The organism is Pseudochrobactrum mosebachae (assembly GCF_048914685.1).
In the GTDB taxonomy this organism is placed as follows: domain Bacteria; phylum Pseudomonadota; class Alphaproteobacteria; order Rhizobiales; family Rhizobiaceae; genus Pseudochrobactrum.
This window is the reverse complement of sequence record NZ_CP128409.1, coordinates 162,065-180,549: the sequence shown is the minus strand read 5'-3', so window position 1 is coordinate 180,549 and position 18,485 is coordinate 162,065. Positions and strand designations below refer to the sequence as shown.

Sequence of the window (18,485 nt, the reverse complement as noted above, 5' to 3'; positions counted from 1 at the left end):
ATCAGTCAGGGGCGAAAGCCCCTGATTTTTTATTGTATTATTATATAGAAAAGCTAGTGTATTATTATCATTATAAAATTCTATGGGGACAATCATGGGCTTTGCATATTTGTCGATTATAAAACGCCTGAGTGCGCCGCTTGCAGCATTGATGGTTCTTTCAGCCTGTAATGTGAGTGTCGATGAAGGCAGGCCGCATTATCCGCCAGCCCGTCCGAACCAACCGCAGATGTGCACGATGGAGTATGCGCCGGTTTGCGGTGTGCGCAATAATCGCGAGCGTACATTTGCCAATGGTTGTCAGGCACGTGCCGAAGGTTATCGCATTGTCAATAATGGCCAGTGCAGATCAGCGCAAACACGCCCGCCACATGTACAGCAGCCGAGCCGACCTAATCGCCCTGAAAGACCAAACCGTCCGAATGGTAATTGGGGTGGCAATCACAACAATAATAATCGCCCGCAAACGGCTTGTACCCGTGAATATGCACCGGTATGTGCAACCAATCGTGGTCGCAATCAGACATTTTCTAATGCCTGTGTCGCACGCAATTCAGGTTTCCAGGTGGTAAAAAACGGTCCTTGCCGTTAATATAATTTAATTGTTTTTAAATTTTAGACTGCGGTGTTTTATAAAACATCGCAGTCTTTACTATTAAATTTACATAACGAGGTTTTATACAAAACCTAATATGCTGCCCTTGTTTCAATCTGTGAACTGCACTAGAGCATTGCACAGTCAGGTTGGTTTGCCCTGATGCCCAAGCCGTCAGTATAAACTTAACGTTCAAAGCGGTTGGTTATTAACTTATTTTAGCTGGATAGCGAAATACTCTGGTTGGTATTTTACATTCTGTGGATGACGGATCAGATGATAAATGGCTTGCATGAAGCAAAGCGCCTGTTGAGATACTCAACGATCCGCAGCGGACTTAGTGTTATTTCAGCGTTACGCCTTGGAAAGCTGTTCCCCGGAGCTGCCAAAAATGGGCTGATATTTACGCTTCACCATGTACGGCCTGCTGATAATAGTAAATCATTTTCACCAAATGGTATTTTATCGGTTACTCCGGAATTTTTGGAAGCAACAATTCAAACCGTACTTAAGGCTGGTATGATACCGGTACATGTTCATGAGTTGCCGGAATTACTACGCAATAAACCAGGTAAAAACCGCTATGTTTGTTTTACTCTGGATGACGGATATCGTGATAATGCTAAGTTTGCAGCTCCTATATTTTTAAAATATAAAATACCTTTTACAATTTATATTACTTCAGGTTTTTCCGCGCATACAAAAATTTTGTGGTGGGAGACGGTAGAATGTTTATTGAAAAAACTAGACAGGCTGAGCTTTGATTTTGGTCATGGCAATGAAACCCTTATTTTACAATCTCGGCGTCAGAAAATGGCAGGATTTGAGCGGTTTGCACATTATGTCGATGGCAGTGATGAAGAAGTTGCGGTCGACCGCATAGCAAGTTTGGCGCAAGCGAATAATATTGACTCGCTGAAGCTGACCAAAGATTTAATTATGGATGTGAATGAGCTTGCTGCGCTCGCCGACAACAAATTCGCCCATTTGGGGGCACATACTGCAAGCCACTTTAATCTCAAACGCACCAATCCTATGCGCCGAAAAGAAGAAATTATTACTTCAGCTGAATGGTTGAAGCATCAGCTTAATGTTGTGCCTCAATCATTTGCTCATCCCTATGGCTGGACGACAGCAGTGAGCCCGTGCAGTTGCGCGGCAGTGTATGAGGCAGGATTTTCTATTGCGGTGACTACGCAACCAGGTATGCTGAGTCCTGACTGCCTTGCGCAGCCGCAGGCATTTCCGCGTGTCTCCCTCAACGGTTATTTTCAAAAGCAGCGCTATATTGAAGCTCTGATTACTGGTATACCTTTTATGAAGTATTTTTAAAACAAAAACTCTAATTTATACTTTCCTACATTTATTTAATGCAATTTAGCAAAGTATAAATAATAAAACAGTTGTTTACAACTTACTATAAATAGTATTCAAATTAATTGATGTATGTGATCAAAATTATAAATTTAAATTACATATTTTTTAACGTTAACATCGTCAAGAGTAGCATTTATACCATTTCAATAATATCTCTGTTACAACTACCATGATAATTAATACGGGGGCGTGATTATCATGGCGTCGTCGATTGCCTGTTTTTTACAGGTAATCGACGACAACACAAGCGCAGTTTACGTTTAAGTCAAATTGCAAGTATTTGTTTTTTCTATTGAAATAATTATAAAATTTTATTTATGAAAAATAGTAAATTACTCATTCAAGGGGTAATTTACGTCAGAGGTTATTAAAGTATAGCCTCTGACGTAGGTGTTTAATCGGCTCGCTCAATACGCTTTCCGTCATTGTCGAAGCAATGCAGAACAGATTTTGCTGCGCTGATTTTTAGTGTTTCGCCAATAGTGATCTGGCTGCGGCCTGCAACGCTTAAGATAATATTGGTATTATCCTGCAAGCGGGCATGCACATAACTTTCGGCACCCACCAGTTCAACAGCATCAACTGTCACATCGGTTGTGAAAGTGCTGTCGCTGCTGTCTGAACCCAGTTTGAAACCTTCAGGACGCACACCAATAATCGCGGTATTGGCCGGTACTGCTGCGCTCAAGTCTTGCATCCATGCTGCGGTTGTGCCGGAGGCATCTTTATATGGCAGCAGGTTCATTGATGGTGAACCAATGAAAGTTGCGACGAAAGTTGTTGCAGGTTTTTCATAAAGCTCAATCGGCGTGCCAACTTGCTCAATATGACCGGCATTCAAAACAACCAGACGATCGGCCAAAGTCATGGCTTCCATTTGGTCATGGGTCACATAAACACTGGTTGTTGCCAGTGAACGCTGCAGGCGCTTGATCTCAACGCGCATATGCACACGCAGTTTGGCATCAAGGTTCGAAAGCGGTTCATCAAACAGGAATGCTGCAGGTTCGCGCACAATCGCACGACCCATTGCCACACGCTGACGCTGACCACCGGAAAGCTGGCGGGGTCTGCGATCCAGAAACTGTTCAATTTCCAGTGCTTTGGCAGCTTTGTCGATGCGCTGTTCGATCTCAGCCTTTGGTGTATTGCGGTTTTTCAGGCCATAGGCCAGATTCTCACGCACAGTCATATGCGGATAAAGCGCATAATTCTGGAACACCATAGCAATATCTCGCTCGGCCGGTTCCAGCTCATTCACCACACGATCCCCAATGGAGATCGTGCCGGATGTGATGCTTTCCAGACCGGCAATCATGCGCAGCAAGGTAGACTTACCGCAACCGGACGGGCCGACCAGAACAACGAGTTCACCATCGGCGATTTCAAGCGAGACGCCTTTAATGGTCTCGACATTGCCGCCATAGACTTTTTTGACATTTTGAAGAGAAATGCGGGCCATTATTTTTCCGTTTCAACAAGACCTTTGACGAACCATCGCTGCATCAGTACCACGACGATGATCGGAGGGATGATCGCAAGGATCGTTGTGACCATGACGAAATGCCATGGCGTTGCGGCATCAGCAAAATCAACCATTTTACGCAATGCAATGATGATAGTGCTCATCTTTGCATCATTGGTGACCAGCAGAGGCCAGAGATATTGCGTCCATCCGAAGATGAACAGAATAACAAAAAGTGCTGCAATATTGGTTTTCGACAATGGCAGCAAAATATCTTTCATGAAGCGCCAAGGCCCTGCATTATCGATACGTGCCGCTTCTACCAGCTCACCCGGAATAGTCAGAAAAAACTGACGAAACAGGAAAGTCGCAGTCGCCGAAGCCATCAATGGCAGTGTCAGACCGGCATAAGTATCTATCAGCCCAAGATCAACAATGACCTTATAAGTTGGCAAAATACGCACTTCTACCGGCAGCATCAGCGTGATGAAGATCAGCCAGAAAAACAGCATGCGGAAGCGGAAGTTGAAAAACACAATCGCAAAAGCTGAAGTGAATGAAATGATGATCTTGCCAATGGTAATGGCAAGAGCAACCACGGTTGAGTTGAACAGCAGACGCTCGAGGCTTACCCCGACAGTCCGTTCCACACCACCGGTCAAAGCATCACGATAGTTCTCAATAAAATGACCACCCGGCACAAGTGAGATCGGGGGCTTCAGAATATCTGAAGAGGTCATCGTTGAGGCGATGAAAGTATAGTAGATCGGAAAGGCAACAATGATGATGCCTATAATCAGCGCCAGATGGCTGATCATTACGGTAACGGGATTACGTTCAATCATGACCTAACCTCAGGAATAATGGACGCGCTTTTCAACAAAGCGGAACTGGAATGCGGTAAGGCCGATAACGATGATCATCAGTATCACTGACTGCGCCGCTGAAGAGCCGAGGTTAAGATTGACGAAGCCATCATTATAAACTTTGTAAACCAGTGTTTCTGTTGCTTTAGCAGGACCGCCTCCGGTTACTGCATGGATAATACCGAATGTGTCGAAGAACGCATAAACTGTATTAACCACCAGCAAGAAGAATGTAGTTGGCGCCAGAAGCGGGAAAGTGATTGACCAGAACCGCTTGATCCCGCGTGCGCCGTCAATGGCAGCAGCCTCGAGCAGCGATTTCGGAATAGCTTGCAGACCTGCAACAAAGAACAGGAAGTTATAGCTGATCTGTTTCCACGAGGCGGCAAAAATAACCAGTGCCATTGCCTGATCGCCTTTCAAGAGCGGATCCCAGTCCACACCATTGCGACGCAGCAGATAGGCAAGCGTACCCATGGCCGGCGAGAACATGAACAACCACAAAATACCGGCAATAGCTGGTGCAACTGCATAAGGCCAGATCAGCAATGTGCGATACAGGTTCTTGCCGCGCACAACTTTTTCAACGGCAGTGGCCAGAAACAGCGCAGCGCACATCGATAATAAAGCGGTCGCAATACTGAAAAAAATCGTGATCTGAAAGGAATGCAGATAATTAGGATCGGCAAACAGATCAGTAAAATTCTTAAAACCAACAAATGCACTACGCAGACCAAACGGGTCTTCACGCATCATCGACTGATAAATAGCCTGACTGGCGGGCCAGAAAAAGAACACAAAGGTGAGTACGAGCTGCGGAGCAACCAGCATATAGGGTAGCACCTTGTTGGGAAAAACAACACGCTGCACAAAAGTCTCCTTAAAATTACAGCGCTGCACGCCCGCAAAGACGCTTCAACACACCGCAACACTTTTAATATGCATGATTATTTATAACCGTCAGCAGAAGGTGATAAATAATCCAGCTAGGTTTAACGGCCAAATTTCAGCCGCTCAATATTGATATTCAGGTACTGCTCAAGTGCATAATGACATGCGTTAGAGCGTTTTCACTTTTCTTTGAAGCAGGAAGACCGCTCTATCTGTTTGTTTAAACGCAGTTTCGTATGGAAAACCGGTTTCCAATTTTCCTAAAACTGCTCTAAAGCGGGTAACGATCAGGTTGGATCACAGCGCTCGCTCTAGATTTTAGCTTTTTCGCATTGTCATACCTATCAAGTTGATTCAACTTGATAGTGAAATGCTCTAGGTTTTGAAGCAGTACCACCTGAAGAAAAGCCGCATGCTTCAAAAGAAACATGCGGCCGTTATTATCGTTTAGCGGGTTGCAGCTTCTGCAATCGCAGCATTTGCGCGTTCAACACCGTTTTTCAAAGCGGTTGCTGCATCTTGCTTACCGGCCAGCATCGCTTCATATTCTTCATTCAGAATATCACGCACCTGCGGCAGGTTTACCAGACGAACACCCTTGGAATTTGCAGTTGGCTCTTTGCCCATCATCTGCAGGATCGGTGTTTCACGGCCCGGGTTCTTATCGTAGAAACCGGATTTTTTGGTTTCTTCATAAGCTTCCAGTGTTACTGGCAAATAGCCGGAAATCTGATGCAAACGCGCCTGTGTTTTGGTTTCTGACAGGAAGTTGAAGAACTGGGCAATACCCTTATATTCTTCATCGCTCTTACCCGCAAATACCCAAAGGCTCGCGCCACCTGGAATGGTGTTCTGCGGACGACCTTCACCTTCATAATAAGGCAGCTGGCCGATACCGTAATTCAGACCGGACTTGATAACATCGCCAAGACCACCCGAACTCTCTGTGAGCATTGCACATTCGCCGGATGTGAAGAGCTGCTTGGCTTCCGAGGTGCGGCCGCCATAACGGAAGGCGCCGTCTTTCGCCAGATCTGCCAGACCCTGAAAATGCTCAACAAACAATGGAGCATTGATTTCAAGCTTCACATCCAGACCAGCAAGGCCGTTTTCCAGTGTACCGTAAGGCACATTGTTCCAAGCCGCAAAGTTTTCGGTTTGAATCCATGTCAGCCATGTGGAGGTAAAGCCGCAATTGGCTGCGCCACTGGTTTTGATCTTACGGGCTGCGTCAAAAACTTCCGGCCATGTTTTTGGTGCATTTTCAGGATCAAGGCCAGCTTTGGTGAAAGCGTCTTTGTTGTAATAAAGAATAGGCGAAGACGAATTATAAGGGAACGACAGCATGGTGCCGTCTGGTTTTGAATAATAAGCGGTAATGCCGGAAAGGTATTTCGCTTTATCGAATTTGAAGCCGCCCTTTTCCAGAACGTCTGCTACCGGCAGAACAGCGCCTTCAGCACCCATCATCACGCCGCTGCCCGCATCAAAAACCTGCAGGATAGCCGGCGCCTGTTTGGAACGGAATGCAGCAATACCGGCATTCAGTGTTTCAGGATACGAGCCTTTATAAACCGGCACGATCTTAAATTCACTCTGGCTTTCATTGAACTCTTTTGAGAGCTGTTCAACAACTTCGTTATTGGCGCCAGCCATACCGTGCCACCATTGCAGCTCAGTAACTGCAAAAGCGCTTGAAGCGAATGCAACGGACATAGTTAAAGCAGTAACTGAAACAGTCATCAGACGTCTGGACATGACTTCTCCCTGAAGGTCAATGAAACGGGGTTGTAGTGAATGGTTACGGTTATCGTTGCCCGACACTTATTATCGCCCCGCGGTTGTCATAAGCTCTTTCGTTTTAGCGCATATATCATTTAAATCGAAAGAAAAAAGCAGTTTTACGAAAGCTATTCACGCATAATTCAATGCCAAACTGCATTCTGGCTAAGAGTTTAGCACAAAACAAGCACTAATAAAATTACGCGGGCAAAAGATTGCTGTTTTTTAAAAACAAAATGTGAAGTGATTCTTTGCGGTTCTGATCTTGCTTATGACCTTGCGCTTTATGCGATAACTCTGACTTTCAGAAGGGGCCAAGTTGAACGATACTATCTCGCCAGATATCAGGAGGTAGTGTAGGATTTTAAGCGCTTGATCCATTTTAATTCAGTCTATTTTTTGTATAAAATTCTTTCCATAACTTAGCATAAAATATTCCATAGGTTCGACCCCCGTAAGGGCTCAACTGAGGCCTGTACTTCTCCTGAAAGTGGGTGGGAAACGTCTTTTCAAAAACCATTACGGGGTTAAAACTGGTATATGTTTTAAAAGCCAGAGTGTTTCACTATTAAGTTGAATCAACTTGGTGTGATGACAATGCGAAAACTCTAAAATCTAGGCGAGTTCTACGATCCAAGCGGATCATTATCCGCTCTAGGAAAATCCTACTAATAACTCTCTGTAATTTAAAAGGGAGTTATGCTGTCTATTGCAATATTTGCTGCTTTAAAAGAAAAAAGCCGGACTTGAAAAGCCCGGCTGAATTTAAGAAGGCGCCATAAGGCAAGCCTTCGGAGGGGAACACTTGCAGCGCGAAATGGGAGGAACCGCGCCAGCAAGTGATGTTCATATGGAGCATGTGCTGATTAAGTTCAAGGTCATATTCGTGTTTATTTGACCAATACGTAAAAAAAATAACGCCTATTGCATTAAAACTGTTGATAATCCCGCAGCTGCCTTTCGTTATCACTTTCGCTTGCATTCTAATAGCAAGCTAACCAGGTATTAGCCGCGTCTTGCCTGCATAATCCCGGCGATCACCACAAGGCCACCGCAAATTTGCCAGATGCTCAAAGGTTCAGAGAGCAGCACCCAAGCAAGAATCGCTGCTACAACCGGTTGGATCAGCAATGTCAGCGATGAAAATGCCACCGGCAGCCATGCAATCGCAAATGTGATCAGGCTTTGTCCACCGGCCTGTGTAATCCAAGCCAATGCAAAAACGATAACCCAGCCAAATAATGTGGTTGGAAAATATTGGGCTTCAAAAATCAGTGCGAGCGGCAAAATCACCAGTGAGGCGCTGATGGTCGTGTAAACCATAATGGTCGATGTTGAAAAACGCCGGCGTGTGAAACCGAGCATCAAAATATAGCCTGCATAAAGCACCGCAGCAAAAAGCGCGAGCGCATCGCCTTCAAGGCTGCTATGGGCTGATGTATCAGGCCCACCTTTCAGGATCAGCACGCCAATGATTGCCATGATCAGCCCGCTTAAAAATATGCGGCTGATTTTTTGCTTGAGAAATAGCCAGCCGCCAAGCGCTACAAATATCGGTGACAAATTAACAATGAGCGTCGAGTTGGCCACCGATGTCATGGTCAGAGAGATATGCCACGTAACCAGTTCCAGCCCGATCAATATGCCGGGTACAGCTAAAATTGCCATATCAGTGATTGACTGTGGCTTGAGCTGATCGGCTCCGTGCGACATCCGGTTGCTAAGGATCAGCATCGGCACAATAGCCAGTGCGAGACGCCAGAACGCCGTTACAATCGGCCCTGTTTCAGCAAATCGTACAAAAATTGGGGAGCAGGAAATCAGCAATCCGCCGAGCAATAATGCCAAGATCGCTTTTTTTTGCATATCGCTTTTTTGCATATCGCTTTTTTGCATATCAGCGGCGCGTATAATCACGTCGCCGGATGATGCCGCCACAGGCGCCGTCTTATCATTATTCATTGTTACCTGCGGCGCGCGTGAGGCTGCCTTATCGAGGGTTTTGCACATAATTGTGCAAACGTAATTTTTGGTTTCAAAAAAGCGCACCATATAATGATGCGCTTTTATATCGGGTATGTTACCCGTTCTCGTCTATCGTTTGTTATGAATAAAAGAACAAGGACTATTTTTCGTAACCGATAACACCTTTGATCTCAACAAATTCCCGAAGACCGAAAACGCCGTATTCACGACCATTGCCGGATTGTTTGTAGCCGCCGAATGGTGCTGCACCATCCCAGCCGGCATCATTGACGATCACATTACCGGTCCGCAGACGCTTGGACAAAGCGCGCGCTTCTGCCAAATCGCCCTGAATATAGGAGGCAAGGCCGTAAACTGTATCATTGGCCATTTCCACCGCATCATCCAGCGTATCATAGCCAATCATTGACAATACTGGTCCGAAAATTTCTTCTGCGGAAACCCGCATAGTATGGCCAACACGGCCAAAAATTGTCGGGCGGACATAATAACCGGACTTGAGATCATCAGGGCGGCCGGTACCACCGGTCACCAGTTCCGCACCTTCATCAATACCGGACTGGATAAGATCCTGAATTTTATCGAATTGCAGCTGGCTGACAACAGGGCCGAGATTGGTATCATCGGAGTTCGGATTGCCGGTGCGGTAGTTTTCAGCGGCGTCGCGTGCGATCGTGATGGCTTTATCCATCAGCTCCTGCGGCACAAACATGCGGGTCGGCGCATTGCAAGACTGTCCGCTATTGCCAAAGCAACGGGCGACGCCCGAGCGCACAGCTTTATCCAGATCAGCACTGCGCAAAATGATGTTTGGTGATTTACCACCAAGCTCCTGATGAACACGCTTGACAGTTGGCGCGGCATTTTGGGCAACACTGACACCGGCGCGGGTGGAGCCGGTGAAGGAAACCATATCAACATCTTTATGGCCGGAAAGGGCAGTGCCGACCACCGGACCATCACCATGCACGAGGTTGAACACGCCTTTTGGTACGCCGGCTTCATCCATGATCTCTGCAAACAGAATGGCGCTCATCGGTGCGATTTCAGAAGGCTTCAAAACCATAGTACAGCCGGTGGCAATCGCCGGTGCAACCTTTGCGGTAATCTGATTGATCGGCCAGTTCCATGGCGTGATCATCGCCACCACACCGATTGGCTCGTGCTCGATACGGGTTGTGCCTTGCATATAATCATAATCAAAGCTTTCAGCAGCTTTGATTGTTTCCATCAGATGAGCAATGCCGGAGCCGGTCTGATCGGACTTTGCCATAGCAAGTGGTGCGCCCATTTCCTGAGAAATAGCCGCACCAATTTCATCCGCACGGCGCATAAACACTTTGAGAATACGATTGAGCAGGGCAATGCGCTCTTCTTTGCTGGTCGCAGAGAAGGTTACAAAAGCGGCTTTTGCAGCCGCCACTGCTTTATCAACATCCGCTGCCGAGCCCATAGCAATTTGGGCAAATGCCTGCTCTGTTGCCGGATTTATAACATCCAGAAGCGTTGCAGGTGTTGCCGGCACGACAGGATCAACCCATTCGCCGTTGATATAAAATTTAAGCGCGTGATCCATAGTTCCCATCCTGTCATGCTTTATAATGCTGTAAGTTTTAAATCAGGTTTGGCGGTCAGTTTAACCCGTAACATCACTATTTCAACCGCTGAAACCAAGTGACTTGATCTTAAAACGTTATGAAGTCTATGCCATTCCGGCGTGAATTACAGCTTGTCTGCAGCACCAAGATTAAAGACTTCACTATGGGTGGCGACAAAAACATCACCATTGCCGCTGACCCAGCCACGGAACATTCCGTCAGTATTGAACGGTGCGGTAATGGTGCCGTCAGCACCAATACAGACCAGACCGGCGCCAATATTATGCGGCTTGAGATCATCATGGATCACTTTGCCGGCAGCCTGTTCAACATTCTCGCCTAGATAGGCAACGCGGCTGGCAATCTCATGGCCCACAGCATGGCGTATGAAAAACTCGCCCTTACCGGTTCCCGATACGGCGCAAACACCGTCACGCGCATAAGTACCGGCACCAATAATAGGAGAATCTCCGATACGACCGGCAGGCTTGTTATTATAACCACCGGTTGAGGTGGCGGCAGCAAGATGGCCGTGGCTGTCGAGAGCAACTGCACCGACTGTACCGTGTTTCTCAGCTTCGGAGGCGGCGGCGGCAGTGCCGGCCTGCTCATGGGCTTTCATTGATGCCAGCGCATTACGGCGGCGATCGGTGGTGAAATAATCACTTGCAACCATATCCAGACCGGCTTTTTCAGCAAAGTCATTGGCTGCATCGCCACCGATCAGCACCATTTCGCCTGAACGCAGCACAGCATGAGCGGCTTTGATCGGGTTTTTAATGCGATTGGCTAAAGTAATCGCTCCTGCTTCTAAGCCGCGGCCATCCATGATGGATGCATCAAGCTCATGTGCGCCATTGGTATTGAGAGCGGCACCATATCCGGCGTTAAAATGCACGGAATCTTCCATCACGACAACTGCGGCTTCAACCGCATCAATAGCATTGCCGCCCTGGCTCAGAACCTGCCAGCCGGCTTTGATCGAACGACCCAGATCAACGCGTGCCGACGCCCATTCTTCAGCGGTCAGGTCTAGCTGAGCCATGACACCGCAACCGCCGTGAATTGCCAATGCAAATTCGGACATTATGTTCTCCATTATAATGTGGGCAGCCTATGAGCCACACAGGTCTTCAGGCCGGTTTTTAGGCCTGAAGATTATAAACCGCAAGCGTTTCGCTGAGTTTTATACCGTGAGCGTTTCGCTCAGTTTTATGATGTCAGGCCCAAGTGGCTTCCAAAACGCGGATCCAGTTTTTATAGGCGATTTTTTCGATGGTTTCCTGATCATAACCGGCTTTACGCATTTCTGCGATCAGGAGCTGCAAATCTGCGGCGCTCGCCAGTGAATCCGGAATGGTTGTACCATCAAAATCCGAGCCCAGAGCCACATGATCAACACCAATACGATTGATGATATAATCAATATGGCGCACCAGCTCGCTCAATGGCGTATCGGTGATTTTCTGGCCGTCGGCACGCAGGAAAGAAACGCCGAAATTAATGCCCATCAGACCACCGGTCTCTTTAATCGCATCCATCTGTTTTTCAGTAACATTGCGACTATGGGTGCAAAGCGTGTGCACATTAGAATGGCTGGCAACAAGCGGCGCATCGGAAATTGCAGCAATATCCCAGAAGCCCTTATCGTTCATATGCGACAGGTCAACCATGATCTTCAATTCGTTACAGGCACGGACCAGTGCCTTACCGGCATCGCTCAGGCCGGGGCCGATATCCGGAGTGCTCGGAAAGCGGAATGGTACACCATGAGCAAAAATATTCGGACGGCTCCAGACCGGACCCAGCGAGCGCAGGCCTGCCTGATGCAGAACATAGAGTTCATCAAGGCCTGCAGAAATCGCTTCAACGCCCTCAATGTGAAACACGGACGCGAAAGCGCCGTCGGCCATAGCGGTGCGGATGTCATTGGCATCACGACAGATCTTCAAACCACCGGAGGATTGCGTTTCAATTTTGGCCAGAAGGGCGGCCATACCGAGGGTGATTCTCAGCGCTTCGCCGTGTTCAGGTGTCGGATAGTCACCATTGGCATCTTTTTCCATCGATGGTGACGGCACATAGATTGCGCATAACCCACCGGCAAGGCCACCTTTTTTGGCGCGCGGCATATCAATATGGCCAACAGACTCACCCTCGATAAAGCGCGAAACAGGATCAGGCTGGGACGAGTTCCACAGGCGCAGCAACACGTCATTGTGCCCATCAAAAACAGGGGTGAAAATATCGGCCGGTGTAGAATTGGACATGAGGAATAAAACCTTATCAAGTTTATTTTATTAGCGTATAACGCATTGCTAATATGTATGATTAACGCGGATAGAGAGTTATATTTCAAAGGTACAGCAGGAAACTGCCTGTGAGATTAAACGGTTTTGCACGTGATACTCCCAAAATATTTCAGGCTGAATTGTCGCAAACAAGACAGGTTAAAACGTTGGTGCCGACTGGTAACTGATTGGCCAAGTCAGTCATTTTGCTAGCAACTGAAAATGCGATTTTGTTCAAGCCAAGGCCCCCGGGAGAAAAGTGCATCACCAATAATTTATAATGTTATGAACAAAAAATCGCATGCAAAGCCTGCATAGGCTCTGGCAAAATCTGCATTGGCGGCATTATTGGCCTTCATGATAACTGAACCGCATTAATGACGGTTTTCTTATACATTAGAAACTAAACCGCTGGCAGGGGGGCGTCTCGGCCAGTTTCTTAAGTGATACGAATAGGGAAGAGGAAATCACCGTGATTTCAAGACGTAATTTTATGGCGGGCGCAGCAGCTGTTCCGTTTCTGTCATATGCCAGCTTGCTGCCAGCGATGGCTGCCGGCCGCCAGGACATTCTGGTTGTAGCACAGCAGCTCGATAACATGACCAGCCTTGATCCGCACGAAAGCTTTGAAGCTGTCGGCAGCGAGATCTGCAACAACATGTATCAGCGCCTGATCCACCCAAGCGCAACCAACCCTGAAGAGATTGAAGGCGGCGTTGCCAGCTCATGGGAAGGCGATGCTGAAGGCAAGGTCTTTACATTCAAGATCAATCCGGATGCTAAATTTGCCAGCGGTGCCAAAATTACATCGGAAGATGTTGCATTCTCCCTGCAGCGTGCAATCAAGATGAACAAGGGCCCGTCATTCATCATCGGTCAGTTCGGTTTCACACCGGAAAATGCCGATGCATGGATTGTCGCAACCGATGCTGACACTGTGACCCTGAGTGTTGAAACTCCGACCTCATTGTCGTTCCTGCTTTATTGCCTGTCTTCAAGCGTTGGTGCGGTTGTAGAGAAGAAAGTCGTTATGGAACATGCTTCCGGCGACGATTTCGGCAATGGCTGGTTGCAGAAAAACAGTGCGGGATCGGCTGAATTTACACTGATTGCATGGAAACCAAGCGAAAGCATTATGCTCAATGTGAACCCGCATGGCGCCTATAAAGGCAATGTTAAGCGTATTGTTCTGCGTCATGTTGCCGATCCGTCTTCACAGCTGTTGATGCTCCAGAAAGGTGACGCGGATATTGCCCGAAACCTGACTTCAGAACAGCTGCGCGTGATCGAAAAAGACGAAAATTTCCTGCTCGTTCAAAAGGGCGTTGCCGGTATTGGTCTGATGTCGCTGAACCAGAAGGTTGAAAAGCTGACCAATCCTAAGCTCTGGGAAGCGATCAAATGGGCGATTGATTATAAGGGCATTCAGGAAAATATTGTTCCTTTGACCCATAAAATCCACCAGACTATTATTCCGGAAGGTTTTCCGGGCGCGTTGAACGATACTCCGTTCCAGAAAGACACAGCCAAAGCCAAAGCATTGATGGCTGAAGCCGGTCTTGCCGACGGTTTCTCGATCTCGATGGATCATTACTCCGCACAGCCTTGGCCGGATGTTGCGCAGGCAATTCAGGCAAACCTTGCAGATATTGGCATTAAGGTTGAGCTGCGTGCGGCTGAAAACCGTCAGGTTCTCACCAAAATGCGTGCCCGCGAGCATGAAATTGCACTGACCTCATGGGGTTCAGACTATTTCGATCCGAATACCAATGCGGACGTATTCTGCAACAATCCGGACAATTCGGATGATGCGAAGACCAAGCCTTTTGCATGGCGTTCAAACTTCCAGAATGCAGATTTTGCTAAGAAATCTCTGGCAGCGCGCGATGAAAAAGACCCGGTTGCCCGCGTTAAGCTTTACGAAGAACTGCAGCGTGAATTCATGCACAACAGCCCGTTTGTTGTGATGGTTCAGACCGTTATGACTGCTGCCTGCCGTAAAGACGTCACAGGCATGCGCCTCGGCGTATTGTCTGATACCCACTCTTACGCAGGGATTGCGAAAGCTTGAATAAGAGCCTGAAAAATCTGACTGGTACTCTGGGCAGCGTGTTAATCACGCTGTTCGGACTTGCCATTGTCACATTCATGATTGGCCGCGTTATGCCGGTTGATCCTGTCATTGCTGCCGTCGGCGATAATGCGCCGGAGGCCGTTATACAACGCGTGCGCGCAGAAATGGGGCTCGATCAGCCTCTCGTCGTGCAGTTTTTTCATTATATCGGTCAGGTTTTGCAGGGCGATCTCGGCAATTCTATTCTGACCCGTAATCCTGTTACAGTTGATATTGCCCGCTATTTTCCTGCAACCCTTGAACTTGCCACTGCAGCGCTCCTCCTCTCTGCATTGATTGGTATTCCATTGGGTGTGTGGGCAGCGGTGCGTCAAGGCACATTGACCGATCAGGCGATCCGCGTGATTTGTCTGGCTGGCCATTCTGTACCGACCTTTGTGCTCGCGCTGATTTCTCTGCTGGTATTTTATGCAGCGCTCGGCATTGCGCCGGGACCCGGCCGTCAGGACATTATTTTTCAGGATATGATCCCGCATGTGACCGGTATTCTGACTATTGATACGCTGCTTGACGGTGACATGGATGCGTTCTGGGATGCGCTTGCGCATATGGCCCAGCCGGTTATCATTCTCGCTTATTTCAGTATGGCTTATATTACCCGTATGACCCGCGCTTTCATGCTTGATGCATTGAAGGGCGAATTTGTTATTACGGCACGTGCTAAAGGTCTTTCAGGCAGTGCAGTGATCTGGAAACATGCTTTCCCGACAGTTGCTGTGCAGCTTGTGACAGTGATTGCTCTGACCTATGCAGGCTTGCTTGAAGGTGCAGTGGTCACGGAAACCGTGTTCAGCTGGCCCGGCCTTGGTCAGTATCTGACAATTTCACTGATGAATGCAGACATGAATCCTGTCGTCGGCGCCACTCTTTTGATTGGTGTCATCTATGTCGGGCTTAATCTGCTCGCTGACATTCTTTACAAGGTACTGGATCCTCGCGTCAGATGATATTTTCAACTTTTCATAATTGGGCGCTGAATGAGACACCTTCATCGCCATCACAGGCTCTTTGGGGTCGCCGTTACCGCCTTTGGCTTAATCTGAAGTCAAATCCGCTGGCGATGATTGGCCTGTTCATCATTTTGCTGTTTGTATTCATTGCGATCTTTGCCCCGTGGCTTGCACCGCATGATCCGAGCATTCAAGAACTTACCAACCGTCTGGCAGCACCAAGTGCTGAACATTGGTTCGGCACCGACGAATTGGGCCGCGATATCTTCTCGCGTATCCTTTACGGTGGACGTGTAACGCTGGGTATGGTGATTGCGGTTGTTATTCTTGTTGCACCGCTCGGCCTGATCATTGGTTGTGTTGCGGGTTATTACGGCGGTATCGTTGATACGATCCTGATGCGCGTGACCGACGTTTTTCTCGCATTTCCGCGTCTTATTCTGGCGCTCGCCTTTGTGGCAGCCCTGAAACCCGGCGTTGAAAGTGCGATTTTGGCGATTGCGCTGACAGCATGGCCTCCTTATGCGCGTTTGGCGCGTGCGGAAACCATGACCATTCGTAATACTGATTATATTGCAGCCTATCGCCTGACCGGTGCCAGTTCTGCACGTATTATCGTCCGTCATATTGCACCGCTTTGCACACCAAGTTTGATTGTGCGTATCACACTGGATATGAGCTCGATCATTCTCACTGCCGCAAGCCTTGGCTTTCTCGGCATGGGTGCGCAGCCGCCTTCACCGGAATGGGGCGCAATGATTGCCACCGCCAAACGCTTTATCTTTGAACAGTGGTGGGTTGCTACTATTCCGGGTCTTGCGATTTTCTTTGTTTCGCTCGCGTTCAATTTCCTCGGAGATGGCTTGCGCGACGTGCTTGATCCTAAGCAGAATTGAGGCAGGGAAAAATGCTGGTAGATATCAAAAATCTGAAAATCGCATTTGAAACCCGCACCAGCCGCTTTGAGGCAGTGCGTGGTTTGTCCTTGCAGCTCGGCCGTGAAAAGCTTGGTATTGTTGGCGAAAGTGGTTCGGGCAAGTCTTTGACAGCGCGCGCACTCATGAAGCTTCTGCCGTCAAACGCCGAGGTGACTGCCGACACACTGAGCTTTGACGGTCAGGATTTGCTTACTGCTTCTGAAAGCCAGATGCGTAAAATCCGGGGCAAGCGGGTAGGGTTCATTCTTCAGGATCCTAAATATTCGCTCAATCCGGTTAAGACCATTGGCTCGCAGGTTGCTGAAAGCTGGCGCACCCATAAAGGCGGCAGCAAGAAACAGGCTCTGGAAGCGGCGATTGATCTGCTTGATCAGGTTAAAATCCGTAACCCGCGTGAAGTAGCAGCCTCCTATCCGCATGAAGTTTCAGGCGGTATGGGTCAGCGCGTCATGATCGCCATGATGCTGGCGCCGGATCCGGAACTGCTGATTGCTGACGAGCCGACCTCGGCTCTTGATGCGACTGTGCAGGCAGAAATTCTGCGTCTGATCGATGATCTGGTTTCCAGCCGCGGCATGGGGCTGATCCTGATCAGCCACGATCTGCCATTGGTTTCGCATTTCTGTGACCGTGTAATGGTCATGTATATGGGGCGCGTTCTGGAAGAGCTGCAGGCATCGGAACTGAACAATGCCCAGCATCCTTATACCAAAGGCCTGCTGAACTGCATCCCGTCGCTGACGCATCCGCGTGATCGTCTGCCGGTGATGACCCGTGATCCGGAGTGGCTGAAACAATGATAGTCGTTGATAATCTGAAAATTCAGTTCGGTGATCGTGAAGTCGTTAAAGGCGTATCGTTCAGCGTCGAAAAGGGCGGCAGCTTCGGTATTGTCGGTGAAAGTGGCTCGGGTAAATCGACCATTTTGCGGGCTATGGCCGGCTTGAATGAAAGCTGGAGCGGACGCATTGCTTTTAACGGCAAAGACGCACCCTTGAAGCGCACACCGGAATTTTTCCGGTCTGTGCAGATGGTGTTTCAGGATCCGTTTGGCTCACTGCATCCGCGCCAGACCATTGACCGGATTTTGAGCGAGCTTTTGCTGGTTCATAATATCGACAATGTTGAAGAGCGCATCAAGCAGGTTTTGTCGGATGTGGCCTTGCCGCAAACCGTGCGTTTCCGGTATCCGCATCAGCTTTCCGGTGGTCAGCGTCAGCGCGTGGCAATTGCCCGTGCACTGATTGCCGAGCCACAGGTCTTGCTGCTGGATGAGCCGACCTCTGCGCTCGACGTTTCCGTGCAGGCTGAAATTCTCAACCTGCTGGCTGATCTGCGTGAAGCGCGTAACCTGACCTATGTGCTGGTGAGCCATAACCTTGCGGTTATTGCCCATCTTTGCCCAAATGTCGGTGTGATGCAAAACGGGATCATGGTTGAGCAGCTCACCGCAGAAGATCTGCGGGCAGGGCGCACCACCCATCCGCATACTACTGAGTTGCGCGAGTTAAGTGTTACGATCGAAGAACCGGTCTAAAAACCACAAAAGGCCGGAAAACAGCAGTGTTTTCCGGCCTTTTTTCTAATAACCATACGATTGCCGGTTTTTGCC

The 18,485-nt window shown here is 48.4% G+C and carries 15 protein-coding genes; 7 read left to right on the top strand and 8 right to left on the bottom strand.

All coding sequences use genetic code 11. The annotated features are described in order from the left end of the window. Positions 1-94 precede the first annotated feature (94 nt). The gene (locus MP213Fo_RS15235) at positions 95-592 is read left to right on the top strand and encodes a Kazal-type serine protease inhibitor family protein (RefSeq protein ID WP_421091224.1); all 498 of its coding nucleotides are present in this window, start codon (positions 95-97) and stop codon (positions 590-592) included. A 279-nt stretch (positions 593-871) separates the two neighbouring features. After that, a complete protein-coding gene (locus MP213Fo_RS15230) occupies positions 872-1,927 on the top strand; it encodes a polysaccharide deacetylase (protein WP_421091223.1) in 1,056 nt (351 codons plus the stop codon). A 439-nt stretch (positions 1,928-2,366) separates the two neighbouring features. Here MP213Fo_RS15230 and MP213Fo_RS15225 read toward each other — a convergent pair whose 3' ends face one another. The 8 genes from MP213Fo_RS15225 to MP213Fo_RS15190 all read right to left on the bottom strand — a co-directional run bounded on the left by MP213Fo_RS15225 (position 2,367) and on the right by MP213Fo_RS15190 (position 12,830). Further along, complete coding sequence (locus tag MP213Fo_RS15225; RefSeq protein ID WP_421091222.1) at positions 2,367-3,434, bottom strand: sn-glycerol-3-phosphate import ATP-binding protein UgpC; 1,068 nt, start codon at positions 3,432-3,434, stop codon at positions 2,367-2,369. Then, the gene (ugpE, locus tag MP213Fo_RS15220) at positions 3,434-4,282 is read right to left on the bottom strand and encodes a sn-glycerol-3-phosphate ABC transporter permease UgpE (protein WP_421091221.1); all 849 of its coding nucleotides are present in this window, start codon (positions 4,280-4,282) and stop codon (positions 3,434-3,436) included. Before ugpE ends, MP213Fo_RS15225 begins: the two co-directional genes overlap by 1 nt. Before the next feature lie 9 nt (positions 4,283-4,291). Continuing rightward, on the bottom strand, positions 4,292-5,173 hold the full coding sequence (ugpA, locus tag MP213Fo_RS15215; protein WP_421091220.1) for a sn-glycerol-3-phosphate ABC transporter permease UgpA: 882 nt from the start codon (positions 5,171-5,173) through the stop codon (positions 4,292-4,294). A gap of 468 nt (positions 5,174-5,641) precedes the next feature. Continuing rightward, a complete protein-coding gene (ugpB, locus tag MP213Fo_RS15210; protein WP_421091219.1) occupies positions 5,642-6,952 on the bottom strand; it encodes a sn-glycerol-3-phosphate ABC transporter substrate-binding protein UgpB in 1,311 nt (436 codons plus the stop codon). 1,029 nt (positions 6,953-7,981) lie between these two features. After that, positions 7,982-8,872: a DMT family transporter gene (locus MP213Fo_RS15205; protein WP_421091337.1), complete on the bottom strand. Its 891-nt coding sequence runs from the start codon at positions 8,870-8,872 to the stop codon at positions 7,982-7,984. Between the two features lie 229 nt (positions 8,873-9,101). Continuing rightward, the gene (locus tag MP213Fo_RS15200) at positions 9,102-10,538 is read right to left on the bottom strand and encodes an aldehyde dehydrogenase family protein (protein WP_421091218.1); all 1,437 of its coding nucleotides are present in this window, start codon (positions 10,536-10,538) and stop codon (positions 9,102-9,104) included. A 146-nt stretch (positions 10,539-10,684) separates the two neighbouring features. Further along, on the bottom strand, positions 10,685-11,647 hold the full coding sequence (locus MP213Fo_RS15195) for an isoaspartyl peptidase/L-asparaginase family protein (protein ID WP_421091217.1): 963 nt from the start codon (positions 11,645-11,647) through the stop codon (positions 10,685-10,687). A 133-nt stretch (positions 11,648-11,780) separates the two neighbouring features. Further along, entirely contained in the window at positions 11,781-12,830 is a 1,050-nt protein-coding gene (locus tag MP213Fo_RS15190) for a dipeptidase (RefSeq protein ID WP_421091216.1), read from the bottom strand. Positions 12,831-13,323: 493 nt separating this feature from the next. Here MP213Fo_RS15190 and MP213Fo_RS15185 point away from each other — a divergent pair, with 493 nt between their 5' ends. Genes MP213Fo_RS15185 through MP213Fo_RS15165 form a run of 5 tightly spaced genes read left to right on the top strand, consistent with a single transcriptional unit; the run spans position 13,324 to position 18,410 of the window. Then, complete coding sequence (locus tag MP213Fo_RS15185) at positions 13,324-14,922, top strand: ABC transporter substrate-binding protein (RefSeq protein WP_421091215.1); 1,599 nt, start codon at positions 13,324-13,326, stop codon at positions 14,920-14,922. After that, entirely contained in the window at positions 14,919-15,932 is a 1,014-nt protein-coding gene (locus tag MP213Fo_RS15180) for an ABC transporter permease (protein ID WP_421091214.1), read from the top strand. Before MP213Fo_RS15185 ends, MP213Fo_RS15180 begins: the two co-directional genes overlap by 4 nt. Then, positions 15,929-16,831 carry a nickel transporter permease gene (nikC, locus tag MP213Fo_RS15175; RefSeq protein ID WP_421091213.1) on the top strand — a complete coding sequence of 301 codons (903 nt, stop codon included), beginning with the start codon at positions 15,929-15,931 and terminating at the stop codon, positions 16,829-16,831. The genes MP213Fo_RS15180 and nikC overlap by 4 nt, the downstream gene beginning before the upstream one ends. Before the next feature lie 11 nt (positions 16,832-16,842). Further along, positions 16,843-17,673 carry an ABC transporter ATP-binding protein gene (locus MP213Fo_RS15170; RefSeq protein WP_421091212.1) on the top strand — a complete coding sequence of 277 codons (831 nt, stop codon included), beginning with the start codon at positions 16,843-16,845 and terminating at the stop codon, positions 17,671-17,673. Continuing rightward, positions 17,670-18,410, top strand: coding sequence for an ABC transporter ATP-binding protein (locus tag MP213Fo_RS15165; protein WP_421091211.1), 741 nt, complete (start codon positions 17,670-17,672; stop codon positions 18,408-18,410). Before MP213Fo_RS15170 ends, MP213Fo_RS15165 begins: the two co-directional genes overlap by 4 nt. Positions 18,411-18,485 lie beyond the last annotated feature (75 nt).